This window comes from Acidovorax soli (assembly GCF_014207955.1).
Classification (GTDB): Bacteria; Pseudomonadota; Gammaproteobacteria; order Burkholderiales; family Burkholderiaceae_C; genus Acidovorax; species Acidovorax soli_A.
In genome coordinates this window covers 679,470-696,576 of record NZ_JACHLK010000002.1, presented here as the reverse complement: position 1 = coordinate 696,576, position 17,107 = coordinate 679,470, and the positions used below count along the sequence as shown (strand labels likewise).

The window sequence follows — 17,107 nt, the reverse complement described above, 5'->3', positions numbered from 1 at the left end:
CTACTACCGGTGCCTACTCACCGACTGGCGGAATTCTGTGGCCTGCGTTGAGCCCAGGCTTGTTGACTGAACGACTTTCAAAGGCACAACCCCAACCGGTAGTGCCTTCTCAAGGATCAGCTGCGAAGACTGCTGGGCAAGAAGCGTTTGAAGCTTTCCGAACTCGCCACACCAGGCGGTTTCTGCCGCCAGATCAGAAGAACTGGGCCGAGATTCAGAAAACGCAACGGCCCGAAGTTGTAGTCGCTGCGCATCAGCCGGGCTCGCTATCTCCAATCCGTGCGTTGCTTGCCCAGGTTTTTGCAGCACAACCCGGCCTTGTTCGACCCATGAGGTCGCCATGGACTCGTTCACCTGGTACCCAAGTGAGGCCAAGCCAGACAGAATTGCATCTCGACGGGCGGTAGCAGCTACGCGCCTACGCGCTTGAGCAATTGCTTCCGTGGCGTCCGTTGTGAGCTCTCGAACCTGTTGAACATTGCGGGACTCCAGCGCTTCGCTGAGTCGCGCCTGCAATGCCTTCTCTTCCTCACCAGTCATCGTTGTGGCAAGTTCGCTCAAAAGAAGATCTGCATTGGAGAAGAGCTCGGCATCAGCTTTGATTGCTTCGGCCGCAGACACCACATCGAGCACTAGCGCGTCAATGCGCATGCTTCGAGCTGGTGAATCAGGCTCCGTTTCCAGCTGCATGAGCCGAGAAGAGAACTGCGAGGCGGATTCGTGGTCCCTGAGTACTTCGATCTGGGAAAGACGCTCCTGCAGCGCCACCAGTCGCTGATCCTGCGTCACCGGCACGCGCCATGCTCCGTCAGGACCACTCGCAACTTCAGTTCCTTTGAGCGCATTGGCCAGTGCTTGCTGATTCGATAAAAGCGATGCTCCGCGGCTGACCGCCGCCGTGACCAGCCGTGTGGCCGCTGCAAGCACGCGATCGGCCTCATCAGTGTGGCTCTCCGTCTTCGCAATGGCCCGCAGTTGATCAAGCTTCCCTTGGTGCTCGCCTTGGGCCAGTTGCGCGACTTTCTCAAGCAGCATCTGTGCTGCGATCCGTTGCCTTGAGGACTTTGCGCGTGCGCTGGTGGCGGCCTGGGTGGCGCGCATGATCGCCTGCTCCTTCTCTGCCTGATAGAACGCGATCTCCTGCCGGATGCCTTGCTCCGCCTCGTCGAATCTGTCGTTGGCGACCAGTTCGCGTAGCGCGGAGCGACGCTGGGTCATCTCGGCAATCCCATGGGCTTTGGTGTCATCGAATCGCTTGGCCGTCTTCTTCAGGGATGAGATTGCAGCGTCGAGTTGACGGAGCAAGGTCTCGCAGGTGTCAATGCGTTCTTCACGCGTGACGACGCGAACTACTTTGGGACCACTCATGCAGCCTCCTTGGTCTTTAACACCGATTCAATTGCCTCGCGTAGCCGCTGGCGCTCGTCTTCAGGTGCGTGGTACCACGCGTAGGATGAAACACGGTGGAGCTTGGGGATCGCACGGCGCAAGACGCTCGGACGCCAGACCTCACGGGCCCGTGCGCTGGCAAGTAGACCGTGGCGTGGCGCATCGCACTCGATACCGATCGCGAACAGTCCCGTCTGTGGGTCTTCAATGGCGAAGTCCAGACCGAAGGCGTCTTGGTCCGGCGACTTCACGACGCGCCATCCCAGGCCGGCAATGAATTCCGCGACCGATTCGCTGAAGCCGTCCTCTGAGGACTGCGCCTGTTGAGCCGCCCGGCCATCGCGGCGCACCATCATGCGCTGGAGCAGTGCGCGCGAACTGTTGAACTCGGCACTTGAAACCGAGCGCGCGTATTCGAGATAGCCTTGCAAGAAATCGCGGGGCGTGGACGGTGGGCGATGTGTGTTGAGCAAGTCGGAGACTTCTGGGACAGGCATAGACGTGATCAGGATGATTTTCCGACGAGCCCGTGTCACCGCAACGTTCAGGCGTCGCTCGCCCCCCTTTTGTCCCAACACACCGAAGCTGCGTCGGAAGGTGCCCTGGCTGTTGCGGCCAAAGGTCGACGAGAACACGATGATGTCTCGTTCGTCTCCCTGGACGTTTTCCACGTTCTTGACGAAAACACCCATGTCCTCACCTGCCTCCACCCGCTCGGACTCCTGCCTGTAGGCCTCTCGGAACTCAGGATCCAGTTCCGCACGTTGTTCCAGGAGATCCTCCACCAGGTCAGCCTGCTTGCGGTTGAAGGTCACGACCCCCACCGAGGGCCTTTCCAGGGCCGGCTGTTTCCAGAGCTCTGCCAGCACTTCCACGACCCGCTGGGCTTCGCCGGGGTTGGTCTGGTCTTGGTAGACCGTGTTGACTTGAATGACCTCGATGGGGCGTGCCTGCCGGACGGTGGCCTCTGGGTGCCGTACAGGCACACTGAGGTGGTTCCCATAGAAGCATGCATTGGAATAGCCGATGAGCTCCCTGTAGGCGGAACGATAGTGAATCTGCAGGGTCGAGTTGGGCAAGTTGCTCCGTGAGAGCTGGAGGAGATCCGGGCAGTCCTTGATCTCTCGACGGTTCCAGGTTTCTTCGAAGGCGTCGCGCTCTTCTTCGGACGCGTCTTCATTGGGCATTTCGCCATCGAAGGCCTCTGCCTCGTCGCTCTCCACTTTGCTGGAGAAGAATGCGGTCGGTGGCATTTGCTTTTCATCGCCGCTCACGATGCTCACCCCGCCACGGAAGAGTGTGGGGAGCGCGTGCTCTACCGGCATCTGGGAGGCCTCGTCATAGATCACGGAATCGAAGAGCGCGGCCTTCAGCGGAAGAACACGGCTGGCAACATCCGGATTCATCAGCCAGATGGGCCGCAGCTTCATGAGCCCGAGTGGGGCACCCAGTTCGATGAACTCGCGAAGGCGACGGGCACGCTGACCTGTGAGTCGTGTGATGTCCTCCCAGTCGGCCACAGGCCGGATGTTTGCGACGTCAAAATCGTCCTTGAGCAATTGGCGGTTGAGCGCACGCATCTCCTGGTCAAGCGCGGCCAGGCTTGCGACCTTGATGTCGATCTCCGCATGCTCAAGATGCAAGTCAGGATCGGCTTGCTCCAGCCGGCGCTTCCAACCCAGGCGGGCTTCCCGATTGAGCAGCCTGCGCACCTCGCGTTCCAGCAATGTGGGGTGCATGGCATCGAGCAGTTGTTCTTTGGTCCGCAGCAGCCCCAGCGTCGACATCGCGACCGGGCTCAGTCGTTGAGCGCGGCCTCTGAACAGTTGATAGTGCGCCAAGGATGGCAGTGCATTGGAGATCGTCTCCAGACGGGCCTGGTTGGGTTCGTTCCTGGCAATCGCTTCGCCGCACGACTTGATCCAGGTGTCCTCCATCCAGCTCACAAGCCCTTTGAGCGCCTGCGCACTGGCCATCCGAACTTCGAACCGAGCGAACGCTGCGTCAAAGCTGGCATACATCTTCAGAATGGCATCTCGTGAGGCTTGCAGCGCCGCCGCATCCAACTTGTCAGCCCATGGCGCTGCGGCGAGATGTTTCGCGAGCTCCGCGACTTTGGTGACTACCTGCAGTGTGGCGCCTGAGTCCGACAGGAGAGAGGGCCCTGCATCCGGTGCAATGGCCGGAAGCTGCAGCTCTTGATGCAACTTGCTCAGTCGCAAGCGAAGTGGCCGCCACTGCAGCTCAAGCTGGGCCGCCCGGACCAGTTCTTCAATTCGTTGGTTGGATGTCGCTTCACCCTGGGCTTTCAGGTACTTCTGTACCTGGCTCTTTCGCATGTGCCGGCCAAGGTTGAAGATCTGCCACCAGGCGGCAGGGGACGTGGCTTCGGTGCCGTTGTTGATCAGCGTTGTGATCTCAGCGTCAGTGACCTTGCTCAATTGCTTAGACAGCGTTTTGTCGTGGTGAAGGCTCGCAATCGACTTGAGCTGTGCGGAGACGTCTTGAAGCTCTGCAATCAGTCGGCCACCACGCGTGTTGGTGCCATCAGGTCGAAATAGGGGAAGCCATTTCGCCAGCAACCCACGTTGAAAATCGGGCAGATCCAGAAACTGCTGTCCATAGGCGGCAAGCCATGTCCGGTGAGGACCAGGGTCCTCCACCTCAAAGGCGCTGGGCCGTGTCAACAGAACTTCCGTTCTCAGCTTCTCGGCTTGCTGGAACTTGCCAAAGGACTCCATGAAATCCGCTTGCGTGGCCTTGTCCGCAGCGAATGGAAGCAGGCTGGACAGGGCACTTCCTTCGTAACGGGCCGGCAGCCAGAGCCTGGCGATGGGCGCGATCTCCTCCTCAAGGGCTGCCAGCGCACCGGTGCTCAGGCTTTGCAGCGGGGTGCGCAAGGCCGGGATATCCAGGGGAGCTTCTGGTGTCTCCAAAGCAATCAGCTCACCTAACAGCGTTCGGTAGCTCAGACCGGTTTGCTCGTCCACGCGGTGCAGCGCGGTGTGATGCCTGTCGAGCTCACCCTCCAACGACTCAATGCGTGCCGCTGTATCTTCCCGCTTGCGCCTGACGCTGACCAGTGGATCCGCACCTCGTCGATGAAGCGCCTCCAGCTGTTCACGTACCGCTTTGATGATCGGTCCCCGGTCGCTGTTGACGTCGTTGACCATCACGATTCGGTCACCCAAGCCTTCTGCGACCAGGCGCTTTTGCACGACTTCCAACGCGGCGTGCTTTTGGCAAACGATCAACAGGCTCTTTTGGCGACCTATGGCGTCGCCAACGATGTTCACGATGGTCTGGCTCTTACCGGTGCCTGGGGGCCCTTCGATCAGCAGTCCAGGACCATTGCGTGCCTGCAGGACGGCAGCTTCCTGGGATGGATCGCTGGACACCGTGAAGAATCGATCCAGCTCTCTGTGCTGACCCTGGGGAACGACAGCTTGCTGTTCCTCTGGCTTGCCATTGGACCGCAGTCGGAGTGCCGTCTCCAGTCCGGTGCCTGCAGGCGAAAAGCCTTTCAGGTTTCTCAGATCCTCGCCGATGGCCTGGCCCATGAAGGTGACGTGAAACAGAACCGCAGAGCATTCCAGTGCTGTGGTTCGTGCCGTCAGGCTGGTAGAGGGTCGGGGGAGGGCGCGCAGTGCCCGTGAGCGGGGATCACTCAACTGCCCGAACATGTCCATCACGTCAGCCGCATCGAATGCTGAACGGCTTAGCAGTTCCTCCGCGGCTTGGCGCCATTGCTTGGCCTTCTCCGGCCCAAGGATGGCCTCTAATGCAGGATTGAGCCGCACCTCTTCGCGATCACCATCAAAGGCCAGCGAAGCGATGCCACGGGACCCGACTTCGTGCTTGAGCTGGATGGGCCAGAGCAGGACCGGTGCTATCCGCGTGCGTGTCGATGCGCGCCCATCCTGGGCCAGAAGGAACGGGAAGCCAAGGTAAAGGCCATCAATGCCCGTGTCGCGGCGGTACAGCGTGGTATGCCGCGCCAAGCTTTGAAGTCGGTACTCGGTCGAGCCTTCGCCTCCAAACGCGGCGGGATCGACGCTGACGGATTGTTGATTGCGAAGCAGCAGATGGTCCAGCATGGCCGCTGCGGGCGCGCGGGCCGTGCCCAGCTCATGGAGGTCCACCCGCGCAGTGCTGGTCCCAATGGTCATTCGCACCAGGGGGCCACGCAGAACTGCACCGGCAACACGCTTCTCGAAGAACTCAAGGATTTGAGAGATGTACTGTTGCTTCTGCGGCGCTGCCCATTCGGCAGCTGGTACCGACATCAGGGCCAGCGCCCGAGGCAGGGCGATGCGACGCTCGATCCGGAAGTCTTCTGCCCATTCGTTCAGTATGGGGTAGGGGCATGTCGCGAAGCCGGCGATCCGTTCATTCAGTCGATGGGAGAGTTCCAGACGAGGAAGCAGGGCGTGGGCGCTGGCGTCCTCTTCATTGAACGTACGCAGTCCTGCTTGAGCTGCCAACTGCCGCGATTCGCCAATGACCTGCTCCAGCGACGTCATGGAGCCCAGCGTTGCTGACAGCAGCACGATGAGATCTTCTTCGCTAATGGCGGACTTCTCAGCGATGCTCTGCAGTCCACTGTGAGGCGTATCAGGAAACAAGCGGCGCCGTTCCTCCCAGGCTGCTGCCAGCTTTGCCTTGGACGTCGTCAGCACGTAGATCCTCAGCGAGTCTTCATCGATTTCAATCGAAAGGTTCTTGGCCCGCCTGCGCACCGCCTCGCTTCGCGTTTTCAGGCGAAGGATCCAGCTTTCGGTGTCGAGCCGCTCCAAGAATGTTGGTATCGTCCCGCTGATCAGCTCGTAACCTTCCAGCGGATGATCCAGCAGCCAGCGGGGAGTGACGATGTGACCGCGGTGGATCAACGGCATCTCAGCGTTCAAGACCTTGAGCGCAAGCATCAGCTTGAAGTCGTCATCGATCGCATCGTTCTGTGTGATCTGCCGCAGTGCCGCCAGTTGCCGGGGCTGAACACTGGCTTCCTGCGCACTGGTTGCAATGGCTCCGCGCACCAGGTGGTCGCGTGCTTGATCCCAGTTGGAAGCCTCAGCTGCTGCCAGCGCGAATTGCCCTGGCATCCGATGGCGCCGTCCATTGAGGTCCAACGAGGCGGCCGAATTCTCGTTTGCTCCCACAGCCGACTCGCGTGGCTCTGCCTCTACCGGCTCATCATTCAGCCAGGCACGCGCTTGTTCCCACTGCCAGCGCTTGAGCCGATCACGTGCGAGCAATCCGCGGAAAAGGAGATCCAGGGACGGCGGAAGGTCCTCGGGCAGTGGAACGCCATTGGCCAGAACGTGGATCAGGAATGCGTGGTCGTTGATTCCTTCAAAGCACGCACCTTTGGTGACCTGCTCTAGCAGCACCATTCCCAAGCTCCACCAATCGGATGCGGCCGCAACGCCTCCAGCCACGACTTCGGGGGCCATGTAGCGGGTGACTTCCAGTGGCGAGACGATGTCCAAATCGAACTCGGAAAGGCGGGCCGAGCCGAAAGCACCCACCACCAGGTCCAGAGGATCCCGGTTGCGAACGAGCAATGTGGCCGGGCGAATGTCCCGGTGCCGCAAGCCCACCTCTGAGAAGGCGTGAAGCGCTTTGCCCACCTCGGAGACGATGTGTCGGATCGCCTCCAAGTCAGTGGCTACGATGCCCAGATCGCTCAGTGCGCCGCCCGTGAGTTCCTCGGAAACCTCATAGGCGCGATCGTCCCAGCGGCCCGTTGCCAGTAACCTGGGAACGTGGTCATGCGGCAAGCGCCGCAGCACCTCATACACAGCTGTGTCCGGCTCCGCTCCGTGGTGGTAGAGCGTCAACACCCCTGTGTCTCCGCTGCCTTCGTGCTGTGCGATGTAACGATCCCTGACCCTGGGGGTCGAACTCAGTTGTCGAATCAGCCGCCAGCCTTCAATCGAGGACGTGGTGTTTTGAAGCTGGACTTCTTCGGTGGGCGGGACCGGTGCAGCGGATGGCGGGGCACTGGCGACGCGATCGGCGCCGCAAGAAAGGCAGATAAAGTCGTCCTCTGCCATGGCATGGCCATTGACGCAATGCTGGTCGACTGCTGGTTGTACAGGTGTCTGCTCTGTTTCCGTCGTGATCACCGTCGGGCGCCAGCCCTCGTTGCGAATGGGCTCGTCGGACAAGGACCATTCGCACGAGGATCCCGAAAGGGTACCTTCGCAGAACAGCTCGGTCAGTGGACGCTCGGTCTTGCAATTAGGGCAGAAGCGAATCATGTCGGGGTTCTCGACTCGGTGCAGCGGTGGTGTGGATTTTGTGGCCTTGATGGTCCAGGAGTGCGCCCAGGCGATGCATGTCGCCTTGTCTGGGGATGCCAGCCAGCCAGACGCTCCCGTCATCGTCGAACATGACGTCGAGACTGCGCAGGTCGGCCTCAAGAGGTGTCTGGTAGCGAGCAAACCTTTGCTTGCCCAGATCGGTCAGCAGATGCAGTCGTTGGTTGTCGCTACCTCGAAGCGGAAGGGTTTGAGGCGTGCCATCGAGGAAAGGGTCGGAGATGAGTGCATCAATGCATCCGGTGCTTACCGATGGTTCATTCGTCAGCGTCTCGAAAGGGTGCCCAGAAAACACCAGAATGTCTTGGGATGAAGAACGTGGCAACGCCTGCAACAAAGCCTGAAGAGCCTGCGCCTGGTCAAAGGGCTCTCCGCCCGAGATGGTGATCCCATCGGCCTCGAGCAGCCAAGGTTCCACCGCGTCGACAACAGAGTCGACCGTCGTAGTCCCTCGCCCTTCTGCCCAGGTGTCTGCCGAGACACACCCTGGACACCGAATGGAGCAGCCCTGGAACCAGATACCGATGCGCCGGCCTGGCCCCAATGTGGTCACCGGAAAATGCAGGCGGGATAGGGCGATCTTCACCGCTGTCTCAGGCAGAAGCCAGTGCGAGGCGCCCAGACTCCTGTTGGAACATCAGGGCAAAGGACTGTCCTGACTGGGCATCCTGGTCAAACAGCTGCCGTGCCAAGGGGTTCACAAGTGCTACTTCGAGCTGATTGCGGATGCCCCGGCCACCGTTGGAGAGATCTCTCAGGCATTGTTCGCGCAGATGCGCACGAGCTGGTTCGTCCAGGATGATGGTGTAGCCCTTGCCCTGCAGATCATCCAGGATCGAGGAAAGCATCTGGTCATAGATCTGCGCCGCCACATCAGGGCGGATGAAATCGAAGACGATGATGTTCTCACCGATTCGGTTCAGGATTTCGGGACGATTGAGCACCAGTTTGAAATGGTCGCGGATCTCCGAGAGCACCTTGTCGTGCATGGTGTCGTAGGAGTCCTCAGGCACCACGTTGGCGATGCGGCGACCTGATTCATCCGAGCGGTAGATGCCCAGGTTGGAGGTGAAGATGATCAAGGTCTCAGAGAAGTACACGCGGTCCCCGCGACCGGAGGTCAGGACCCCGTCGTCGAGGATCTGCAAGAACTTGTCCAGGATGCGTGGGTGCGCCTTCTCGATCTCGTCAAACAGCACCACGCTGAACGGCTTCTCCCGGACCGCGTTGGTCAGCTCGCCTCCCATGTCGTAGCCGACGTAACCGGGTGGGGCACCAATCAGCCGTTGGTCTGAGTGCTCCGCACTGAACTCCGACATGTCGAATCGGATGTAGGCGCTTTCGTCGCCGAACAGCAGGCTCGTGATGGTCTTGGCCAGCTCCGTTTTGCCGACGCCCGTTGGGCCCGCCAAGAAAGCCACGCCCCGCGGCCGATTGCCGCGCTTGCCCCCGACGCCGGTCACCGCGCGTTTGACCAAGTCCAGCATGTGCGTGACGGCCAGGTCCTGTCCTTTGACTCGCCTGCGCACCAGGTCATCTGCGTTGCGGATCTTGCTGCGGTCCAGGCGTTGCCAGGGATCCTCGGTCACCCCGACCTTGTAGCGGCGCACTGCGTCAGCTATGTGCGCAGCGTTGATGCCCTCGACCCGTCCCAGTACAGAGATTGCGTTGAGGTCCAGCAGCAGCAGGCCGTCGGTTCCATCTACGAAATCGTCCACGGCAGCGGCACGTTGATCATCCGAAGCATCCTTGAAGCCGGCAATCGCGCGCAGGAATGAGGGAGCCAGTGCGCGGCGGACTACCTGGTCGGGCTTGGGCACATTGATCACGCGAAGGCGGGGATTGCCAACCACCATCCAGTCGGGAAGGTCGCCTTCCCTTTCGACGACCCAGACGATGGTGTTGTAGAAGCTCTTGGACTGGCCTTCGATGGGACGAGCACGGGCTTCATGCGACAGGACCAGAGCCTGGGTGAAAAGCTGGTGCTCTGCCGGAGACAGGCCTTCTGGGCGAATCGTCAGGCGCGACGCGAAATCAATGATCAGCGCGACCGGTGCCTGCTCATGCCGCACCAATTGCGCGACCACTGGCGCAAGAGCTTCCGGTCCTTGGGGGGCATTGTTTCCGGACGGCAATTGAAGACCGCCTGCCGGCGTGACGTTGATAGAGGGGATCGTGCAGGCCATGGGCTGGAAACCGCGAACCTGGTTGAACAAGACGACTTGGCCATAGCCGTGCGAGAAGAGGGCGTTTGCAAGCGTCTGGTCAAAGCGCTGCGATGTGACAAGCCCAGGCGAAATCTCCGTTGCCTGAAGATCCCTGATGTTGCCTGTCAGCACGAACTGGCTCTTGAGTGGCAAAAACCGTCGCAAATCCTGAAGCCACCGCGGCTCGCTGAACGTCATCTTGAACTGTCCCCCCGAAGTTGTGTCAGTCGCAACCTTAGACCATATGGTGTTGCCTCGCCAGCTATCACCCAAAAGGGTGGGTCGACGCTTATGTGCGATTTATTGCTTCACATTTTGGAACATCTGTGCGTAACATGTCGTCACATTTAACAAGGAGACGCCATGAAAACCATCTTGCTTGCCATCGTTCTCTGCGCTGCCGGCTCAGCCAATGCAACCGCTACCAACTTCGGCGCCAAGTCCGGAACCGTGGTGTCGATGGGCCAGGTGGCCTCCGTCTTCGAGACGAAGGGGCGCACAAGCAGCAAGCGTGTAGGTGGTACTGGGCGCAGTGGCAAGGGCGGTCGCTATGTGGGTGGCCATAAGTAAGGAGCGCGTTTCGCGAGGATCTCCCGGCAGTGGATTGCGCTCGGCAGTCGTCCTCCTCTCCCTGCTGGCCTTCGCTTGCTATGCCAGTGCGCATGGTGGCCGAACCAACAAAGCCGGTTGCCACAACGATCGCAAGAGCGGGACTTACCACTGTCACTGAAGGTCTGGATGTCGGAGCCCGGTGCTACGCTGTCTAGCGCATTCGGCGTGAATCGATGATTTGGTCTCTTCCGTAGTGAGGCCAAGGCATCTAGATGATCAACGAGAGCAGGCGCATTCCCGAGGCCTGTTCCCTTCTACCTTAGAGAGAGTCATTGGGGATCCAAGATGAGTGCTGCAAGCCAGGAAGTTATACGCCTCGAAAACGCGCTATCGGACTTGCAAAATCAACTGCTACAGGCTCGAAACGACGTTCAGTCATGGGTGGATGCGAATGCATCCTTGTCGAGAAGCGCAGCGCAAGAGCGAGCCAAGAATCAAGGCGCCGGCCGAGGGCTGGTGAGTTCGTTTCTTGGGGCCAAGTTTCGTTCTGCAATGCGAGCTGGTGCAGCTGCGTCCAATGCTTCGATTGCAAAGGACGTAGCTGCAAAGCGCCAGAAAATCGCAGCCGGCAAAGCAAGTGCGCAGGATCGAGTGGCGCAAATTCAAGCCCTTATCACCGAGGCAAAGTCACAGATCAGGCAAGCGAAGGCTGAACAACGTGCGCAGGGCTCGGTGGCGAAAGCGAGGGGGCATGCGAAATCCTCGGTTGATCTGTTGCACAAGCTCAAGGAAGCCCACACGCTGGGGCTTCTGACGGATGCTGAGTTTGAAGAGAAGCGGGCCAAGCTGGTACGAAATATGTAGGCCGATCACAAGTGTGGAAGTGGCGGTGTGCCATGCAGGGCGTCCGGGAGGTATGTGCGGCAGTCACGCGGACGCGTCTTTGCTTGTGCAGCAGCAAGTGCTCGAATTTCTATAAGCATTTCGGAAGTCGGTGACTACCTCGATCACGATGACTACGAGTGATCTCGCTATCTCAACCGTTGGTGTAGGCGCGCCGTCCGTTTCATCGACGTCAGCGGTGGACTTGCGCTGTCTGCTAGATGCGGTCATCTGGGATGAAATTCGGCAGGCTTCAGTCTGAAAAGACTGATTCACTGCCGGCGGACTAAGTTCATGCTTGGCTTGTTCCCTGCCCCTGGTACGACATCGTCTGATGGCGGAAAGTGTCGCCCTGGGACGCCTGTTATTCAGGAAGGTGGTTTGCACTCTGAGCTGACCGACCTCCAGTTTTCGATTCGCCTTTTCAACACGCTCGAAGCTTCGCCGAAAGGGCATGTTGAATTGAGAGAAAATGCCACCTGCCTGAGGGAGAAAAATGGCTATCACCGCCGCTGTTTTGCACAAGCTCATCAAGGAGCCGCACGGTCCAACGACAGTACAGACCCGTGATGAAGCTTTGCCGTTGAACGAGCCCGTTCAGAACTTGATCAACGCAATCAGCAAGTTCTACGGTTCCAGGGCCAACAAGGGGTACGGGCGTTTTGAAGAGGACGTACTAACCTATCCGACCTCGACGGTTCTTCGGCGGATGTTCGTTGTCAGCGACCTCAACTTCGTCGATGGTTCGAAGCAGCTCCTTGATGTGCTCGCCGGAAAAGCTCGGCAGGCACCGCTGTCCAAGGGCGGGTACGTACTCATGGCACACGGCGATTCCGACGCAGGGAATGCCTGGTTCCTTGTGGCGATTATCAACAACGTCCCAAGCAATGCTGTCAATGAGGTCACGCTGGAAATCGAGGAGTCAGTGCATGTCGACGTAGACAATCTTCGTGTGGCTGGACGGGTTAATCTCACGAATTGGTTGGAAGGCAGCGAGCAGGATCGTTACCTCGGATTTCTAAAACACCGCGGCGATGTTGCGGACTACTTCAAATATTTCCTGGGTTGCAATGTTGTCGTGAGGGACGCAGAAGATACGAAGCGCCTTGTCGATGGACTGCGTGCTTTCGCCCATGCCGAGAATCTGGACCAAGCTCAGGAGGACGATTTCCTGCGGCGCGCGCACGCGTTCTGCGCAGAGCGCAGCAAAGCACGCGAGCCGTTGAGCCTCGAGGAATTGACCAACGCCGCGTGGCCGGAAGCTCCAGAGCGTCTTGCGCAGTCTTTGGCGGCAAGCGCGGTGGAAATAAGTGATGGTTTTGTTCCTGACGGTCGCAGTTTGAAGTCTCTCATCAAGTTCCATGGAAAGGCCAAGTTTTGGACTGTGGACCTTGACCGTCGTGCCTTGCGCAGCGGCGATGCGCAGTATGTTCAGGCGCGCGGCGAGCTGATTCTCCGAAACCTACCGCAAACGTTGAAGTCCGCGTTGGACGGCGAGGTTCGAGAGGGCGAGGACGATGGTGCAGGCGGCAGGAATGACTGACCTCGTCTGGGCAGCCTTGGCCCATGTGGCGAAGCGGCTCGAGCCGCGCGCGGCCGGCGAGATGCGCGGCTCGTTGGTTCTCGTCGAAGACACTGACCTCAAGGCCTTGGAGCTTTGTCTTGGGCACAGCGACGATACCGGCGTGCTCGTCCACGGTGATTCCGCTGCCGCTGCCCTTGGTCAAACAGTGGAAATCTCGTTTGAGCCGAGGGTGGGTTGGGCTGCCGTCGCTCCCAATCTCAACGAATTTTTGAAGCAGCCTGGCAACCGCGTCCGCGCCCGCCAACGATTCCTGATTCTCGATACCAAATCTTCGTCTGACGACGGTTCTAAATTGGAGAGCGAGGTAGGCCGGTATCTCCTTGCCGTCAAACTGGTCAAGTCCTTCAAGGAGGTAGCCGGTTTCCTCGACTCAGACGACCAGAGCTTAGTCTTCATCAGCAACGGTCGTTTCGACGTGCCAGTGAACTACACCGCTGACGACCTCAGCAAGATGGACGTAGACGAGGTCCAAGCCCTTACCACGCTCATCCCTACGGACACCCACAAGAAGCAGTGTGTAGGGATTCTTGCTACTGCGATCGTTGATTTGGTGCGTGCTCAGCCGCCTTCGGCCAGATTCCCATTCCTGCTGAGCCATGCCAAGGAGCTTCGTGCTGCGTACGACCAAGGCTACAAGATGTACGCTGCAGGCTTTTCATACGAGAAGTTGAAAGACACGGTTGAGACCGCGAGAGTCGAGTACGTCGGTAAGATTCACAAGGTTTTGTCTGATATCCAAAACCAACTGCTCGGAATCCCTGTGGCGACCATCATCGTCGCGACCCAACTCAAAGAGGACAAAGGGGGCGGACCTGAGTTGTTCATCAACACTGCAGTCCTCCTCGGCGCTTGGGTATTCGTGGCGCTCACGCTGCTGTTGATCCGCAATCAGCAACATACGCTGAAAGTGTTGAAGGACGAAATTTCACGTCAAAAGCGTCAGCTTCTACGGGAATATGCACCGGTCGCGGAAATGCTGTCCAGCACCTTCACTACGCTTGAATCGCGCGCTCGCACGCAGACAATAGTGCTCCGGACCATCATGGTGTCAGTAGTTGCTGGGCTAGGGCTCGCAAACTGGTCCTATGCCATTCTTACCCCGGACGCTCTTACCCGCCTCCGCGCCGCGAAACCAACCACCATCGTCCTTCCTTCGCCCACAACTTCGGCGGGACCGAGCGCTTCCACTGCATCCGCTCCAGTTCCCCAAGCCGTGGCTAGCAGCCCCAAGCCATAGCTAGCGTTCCATTGTCACCAAGTGCTCTGGCAGAGCCGGTTAGTTGTGAAGAGTCAACAGGTTATTTCCAGTTGGATCGAGCCTGCCCATGGGTACCAAGCCGCTAATGCCACTGTGTGGCCGGTGCCAGTCGTAGTGATGCTGCCAGCTTGCCAAGGCCGCCGTTCGCTCACCTGAGTTCTGGTAACTCCAGCCATAGGTCCACTCGCGCAGTGCCGATTGGATGAATCGCTTTGCCTTGCCATTGGCACGCTCGCTCATCACGACCAGTTGCCTTAGAGGTGGGATGCCAAGTCACCGAAGAGGCAAGGCTGGGCGTTTGAGACAATGCTTGATCTCAAACGGCGATCGATGATGCACTTTCAATTCAAATGGGTCCTGCGCGACCAGCAGTACGAATTATCCGGCCTAGCCCAGACCAGGCGCGCGCAGCAAACCGAAGTCGAAGCCGAGCTTGTTGAAATCTGGACCTGGCTGCAGCGCCAGAAGCTGCGCCCCGGAATGTTCGGCTGGGAGGCGACCCGCAAAACCGCGACCACCAAGGTCGATACGCTGTCCGTGAGCTATGGCGCGGTGCAGAGCGACGGCGAGACCATCACCATCCCCAAGAGACTCGCTTGGTGTTGACGCTGCCAGACACCGCTGCGGTCAATTTCCGATTCGAGTTCAACGTGGTGGAAAATAGGGAGTAAAACTGCAGGCATGGATTCGGTTTCCCCCTCTCCCAGAAACTGCTGCGGCATCTGCGGCGCAACCAGCTACCGCAAGGTGATCGCGCGCGACGAAAGCGGCGCCATGCGCCCCACGAATCGCCTGCGCTGCATTGGCTGCGAGCGTGAGTTCCTGGAGGTGCAATCGTGGCGCCAAGGGACACCTTGGGTGCCCGCACCACCCGAGGCGGGCCCATGAGCGGCACCTACCTCACCTCATCGTTTCGCGACAAAGACCGGGTCAAGGCGCTGGGTGCCCGTTGGGACCCTGCGAAGCGGCAGTGGTATGTCCCGGATGGCCTGGCACTCACCCCCTTCTCCGAGTGGCTGCCTGCCGGCGGAGTGGAGCCACCTTCACCGTCCACCGCGCTGATCACCCCTGAGCTGGACCAGGGCGGCTCCAGGAGCCTGTCCGCTGCTCCTCGGGGCATTCCCCTGTCCCAACTGCTGGGTGGCGTCGCTGCGGCCGTTTCCCAGGCCTTCCGTGCCGGCGTCTGGACCCTTGTCGAAGTGGTGGACACGCGCGTGCGTAACGGCCATGTCTACCTGGAGATCTCGGAGCGGGATGGGAATGGGGTCGTGGTGGCCAAGGCCAGCGCAGCCATTTGGGCCAATACGGCCAGTCGGATCCTTCCTGATTTCGAGCGTGCCACCGGCGCCCAGATCGGCCCAGGCATTAAGCTGCTGGTGCGGGCCAAACCGGTGTTCAAACCCCAGTTCGGCTTTTCCATAGAACTCGATGCCATCGACCCTGACTACACGCTGGGTGACCTGGAAGCCCGCAAGCGGGAGATCCGTGAGCGTCTGCAGCGCGAGGGGCTGTTAGAACTCAATCGCCAACTGCCCAGTCCCTGGGACTACAACCGGGTGCTGGTGGTGGCTCCCGAGGGCGGTGCCGGGCTGGGTGATTTCCAGTCCGAGGCTCGCAGGTTGGAGAGCCTTGGCATCTGCGAGTTCATCTACGTGCACAGCAGGTTTCAGGGTGACGGCACCGCCAGCGAGATCCGCATGGAGCTGCTCGGTGCTGTGAAGCGCCTGGGTGTTGAAGGGGTACCGCCGGACGCCGTGGCCATCATCCGCGGTGGGGGCGCGATCAACGACATGGCCTGGCTCAATGACTATGCCCTGGTGCGTGCGGTGTGCGAGCTGGAGGTGCCTGTGCTGACCGGCATTGGCCATGAGCGCGACAACACCGTGCTCGATGAGGTCGCGAACATCCGGTTCGACACTCCATCCAAGGTCATCGCCGGCATCGAGCGGGTGATCCTGCTGCGCGCCCAGGAAGCCAAAGGCCTGTACGCCGACGTGATCCGTGATGCGACGCGGGCGGCGGACACCGCCAGGCGCACGGTGGTCCAGAGCTTCACGGCTATCGAGTCAGGTGCCCGGCAGGAATTGGCCCGCAGCCGGACCGAGGCGAGCGAACTGCTCAGCGACGTGAAGCTGCAGGCGGCGCAGACCATCCGCGTTGCTTCGGAATACACCGTGCGCGAGATGAACGACGTGCGCCGCCTGGCCGCCGCCCAAGTCGCCCAGGCCAAGCACGAGGTGCCGGCCAGGCTGGCAGAGGTCCGGGCCGATGCACGCCAGACCCTGCAGATGGCGCGTGCGGGCATCGAGGCTGAGCGGAGCTTCGTTCTCGATCGCGCCACGGCCGACGTGCGCTACATGGCGGACGCCACGGCCCGAACCTTCGAAGACACCTCCACCCTTGCGCGGAAGACCTTGGTCGATGCGCGCACGAACACCCAGGCCCTGATGCGAGAAATCGCGGGTCAGGGCCCGGCCAAGACCTTGGGTCGCGGCTTCGCCCTGGTGCGCGACCAGGACGGCCATGCCGTCACCAGCGCCGCCAGCACCGAGACCCAGATCACCATCCAGTTCCGAGACGGGCTGCGGACCGCGCAGCTCGAACAGAAAGACAAGCCATGAGCGAGACCTTCAAGCAATCCTACGGTGTGCTGCAGAAACACGCCCAGACCCTGCGCAAGCAGAGCGAACCCAACATCGATGACCTGCTCACCATCGTCGAAGAGTCCGTGGCGGCTTACAAGGTCTGCCAAACGCGCATCGATGCGGTGGAGAAAGCCTTGGAGAAGGCGCTGGGTGGTGCCCAACAGCAGGCAAAGGATGCTGCAGCCGATCCACCACGGACAAAGGCATCGGAACCCAGCCCAGGTGCCTCCGATGGCATGGATGACGACATTCCCTTCTGAGTGACC

General features: G+C 60.1%; 12 protein-coding genes and 1 pseudogene. 8 read left to right on the top strand and 5 right to left on the bottom strand.

Annotated elements, in window-relative coordinates:
• Window positions 1–3: 3 nt before the first annotated feature.
• From HNP48_RS07635 to HNP48_RS07620, 4 genes are read right to left on the bottom strand one after another with little or no spacing between them, the layout of a single operon-like run.
• Entirely contained in the window at window positions 4–1,368 is a 1,365-nt protein-coding gene (locus HNP48_RS07635) for a hypothetical protein (protein WP_184856279.1), read from the bottom strand.
• Window positions 1,365–7,652 carry an AAA domain-containing protein gene (locus tag HNP48_RS07630; protein WP_184856278.1) on the bottom strand — a complete coding sequence of 2,096 codons (6,288 nt, stop codon included), beginning with the start codon at window positions 7,650–7,652 and terminating at the stop codon, window positions 1,365–1,367. Before HNP48_RS07630 ends, HNP48_RS07635 begins: the two co-directional genes overlap by 4 nt.
• On the bottom strand, window positions 7,633–8,298 hold the full coding sequence (locus HNP48_RS07625) for a 4Fe-4S cluster-binding domain-containing protein (RefSeq protein ID WP_184856277.1): 666 nt from the start codon (window positions 8,296–8,298) through the stop codon (window positions 7,633–7,635). The genes HNP48_RS07630 and HNP48_RS07625 overlap by 20 nt, the downstream gene beginning before the upstream one ends.
• 7 nt (window positions 8,299–8,305) lie before the next feature.
• Complete coding sequence (locus HNP48_RS07620; RefSeq protein WP_184856276.1) at window positions 8,306–10,117, bottom strand: AAA family ATPase; 1,812 nt, start codon at window positions 10,115–10,117, stop codon at window positions 8,306–8,308.
• Window positions 10,118–10,282: 165 nt separating this feature from the next.
• Here HNP48_RS07620 and HNP48_RS07615 point away from each other — a divergent pair, with 165 nt between their 5' ends.
• From HNP48_RS07615 to HNP48_RS07595, 5 genes are all read left to right on the top strand, one after another.
• Entirely contained in the window at window positions 10,283–10,489 is a 207-nt protein-coding gene (locus HNP48_RS07615) for a hypothetical protein (RefSeq protein ID WP_184856275.1), read from the top strand.
• Entirely contained in the window at window positions 10,470–10,649 is a 180-nt protein-coding gene (locus tag HNP48_RS35790; RefSeq protein ID WP_184856274.1) for a YHYH domain-containing protein, read from the top strand. The genes HNP48_RS07615 and HNP48_RS35790 overlap by 20 nt, the downstream gene beginning before the upstream one ends.
• 167 nt (window positions 10,650–10,816) lie before the next feature.
• Window positions 10,817–11,335, top strand: a complete 519-nt coding sequence (locus tag HNP48_RS07605) for a hypothetical protein (RefSeq protein WP_184856273.1) — start codon at window positions 10,817–10,819, stop codon at window positions 11,333–11,335.
• A gap of 514 nt (window positions 11,336–11,849) precedes the next feature.
• Window positions 11,850–12,896, top strand: a complete 1,047-nt coding sequence (locus tag HNP48_RS07600; protein ID WP_184856272.1) for a nucleoid-associated protein — start codon at window positions 11,850–11,852, stop codon at window positions 12,894–12,896.
• The gene (locus HNP48_RS07595) at window positions 12,889–14,175 is read left to right on the top strand and encodes a hypothetical protein (RefSeq protein ID WP_184856271.1); all 1,287 of its coding nucleotides are present in this window, start codon (window positions 12,889–12,891) and stop codon (window positions 14,173–14,175) included. Before HNP48_RS07600 ends, HNP48_RS07595 begins: the two co-directional genes overlap by 8 nt.
• Window positions 14,176–14,214: 39 nt before the next feature.
• Here HNP48_RS07595 and HNP48_RS07590 read toward each other — a convergent pair.
• Window positions 14,215–14,427 (bottom strand): annotated as a pseudogene (locus tag HNP48_RS07590) (integrase core domain-containing protein); the annotation flags it as partial.
• A 75-nt stretch (window positions 14,428–14,502) separates the two neighbouring features.
• Here HNP48_RS07590 and HNP48_RS07585 point away from each other — a divergent pair.
• The 3 genes from HNP48_RS07585 (at window position 14,503) to xseB (ending at window position 17,101) form a co-directional block, all read left to right on the top strand.
• The gene (locus tag HNP48_RS07585) at window positions 14,503–14,802 is read left to right on the top strand and encodes a hypothetical protein (RefSeq protein WP_184856270.1); all 300 of its coding nucleotides are present in this window, start codon (window positions 14,503–14,505) and stop codon (window positions 14,800–14,802) included.
• Between the two features lie 278 nt (window positions 14,803–15,080).
• Window positions 15,081–16,817: an exodeoxyribonuclease VII large subunit gene (gene xseA, locus HNP48_RS07580; RefSeq protein ID WP_184856269.1), complete on the top strand. Its 1,737-nt coding sequence runs from the start codon at window positions 15,081–15,083 to the stop codon at window positions 16,815–16,817.
• Window positions 16,814–17,101, top strand: coding sequence for an exodeoxyribonuclease VII small subunit (gene xseB, locus HNP48_RS07575; RefSeq protein ID WP_184856268.1), 288 nt, complete (start codon window positions 16,814–16,816; stop codon window positions 17,099–17,101). Before xseA ends, xseB begins: the two co-directional genes overlap by 4 nt.
• The last annotated feature ends 6 nt before the right edge of the window (window positions 17,102–17,107 follow it).

What these genes read in the sequence shown, in the direction of transcription:
- HNP48_RS07635 (WP_184856279.1), bottom strand. Translation starts at nt 1,368, where the DNA reads ATGAGTGGTCCCAAAGTAGTTCGCGTCGTCACGCGTGAAGAACGCATT.
- HNP48_RS07630 (WP_184856278.1), bottom strand. Translation starts at nt 7,652, where the DNA reads ATGATTCGCTTCTGCCCTAATTGCAAGACCGAGCGTCCACTGACCGAG.
- HNP48_RS07620 (WP_184856276.1), bottom strand. Translation starts at nt 10,117, where the DNA reads ATGACGTTCAGCGAGCCGCGGTGGCTTCAGGATTTGCGACGGTTTTTG.
- HNP48_RS07615 (WP_184856275.1), top strand. Translation starts at nt 10,283, where the DNA reads ATGAAAACCATCTTGCTTGCCATCGTTCTCTGCGCTGCCGGCTCAGCC.
- HNP48_RS35790 (WP_184856274.1), top strand. Translation starts at nt 10,470, where the DNA reads ATGTGGGTGGCCATAAGTAAGGAGCGCGTTTCGCGAGGATCTCCCGGC.
- HNP48_RS07605 (WP_184856273.1), top strand. Translation starts at nt 10,817, where the DNA reads ATGAGTGCTGCAAGCCAGGAAGTTATACGCCTCGAAAACGCGCTATCG.
- HNP48_RS07600 (WP_184856272.1), top strand. Translation starts at nt 11,850, where the DNA reads ATGGCTATCACCGCCGCTGTTTTGCACAAGCTCATCAAGGAGCCGCAC.
- HNP48_RS07595 (WP_184856271.1), top strand. Translation starts at nt 12,889, where the DNA reads ATGACTGACCTCGTCTGGGCAGCCTTGGCCCATGTGGCGAAGCGGCTC.
- HNP48_RS07585 (WP_184856270.1), top strand. Translation starts at nt 14,503, where the DNA reads ATGCTTGATCTCAAACGGCGATCGATGATGCACTTTCAATTCAAATGG.
- xseA (WP_184856269.1), top strand. Translation starts at nt 15,081, where the DNA reads ATGAGCGGCACCTACCTCACCTCATCGTTTCGCGACAAAGACCGGGTC.
- xseB (WP_184856268.1), top strand. Translation starts at nt 16,814, where the DNA reads ATGAGCGAGACCTTCAAGCAATCCTACGGTGTGCTGCAGAAACACGCC.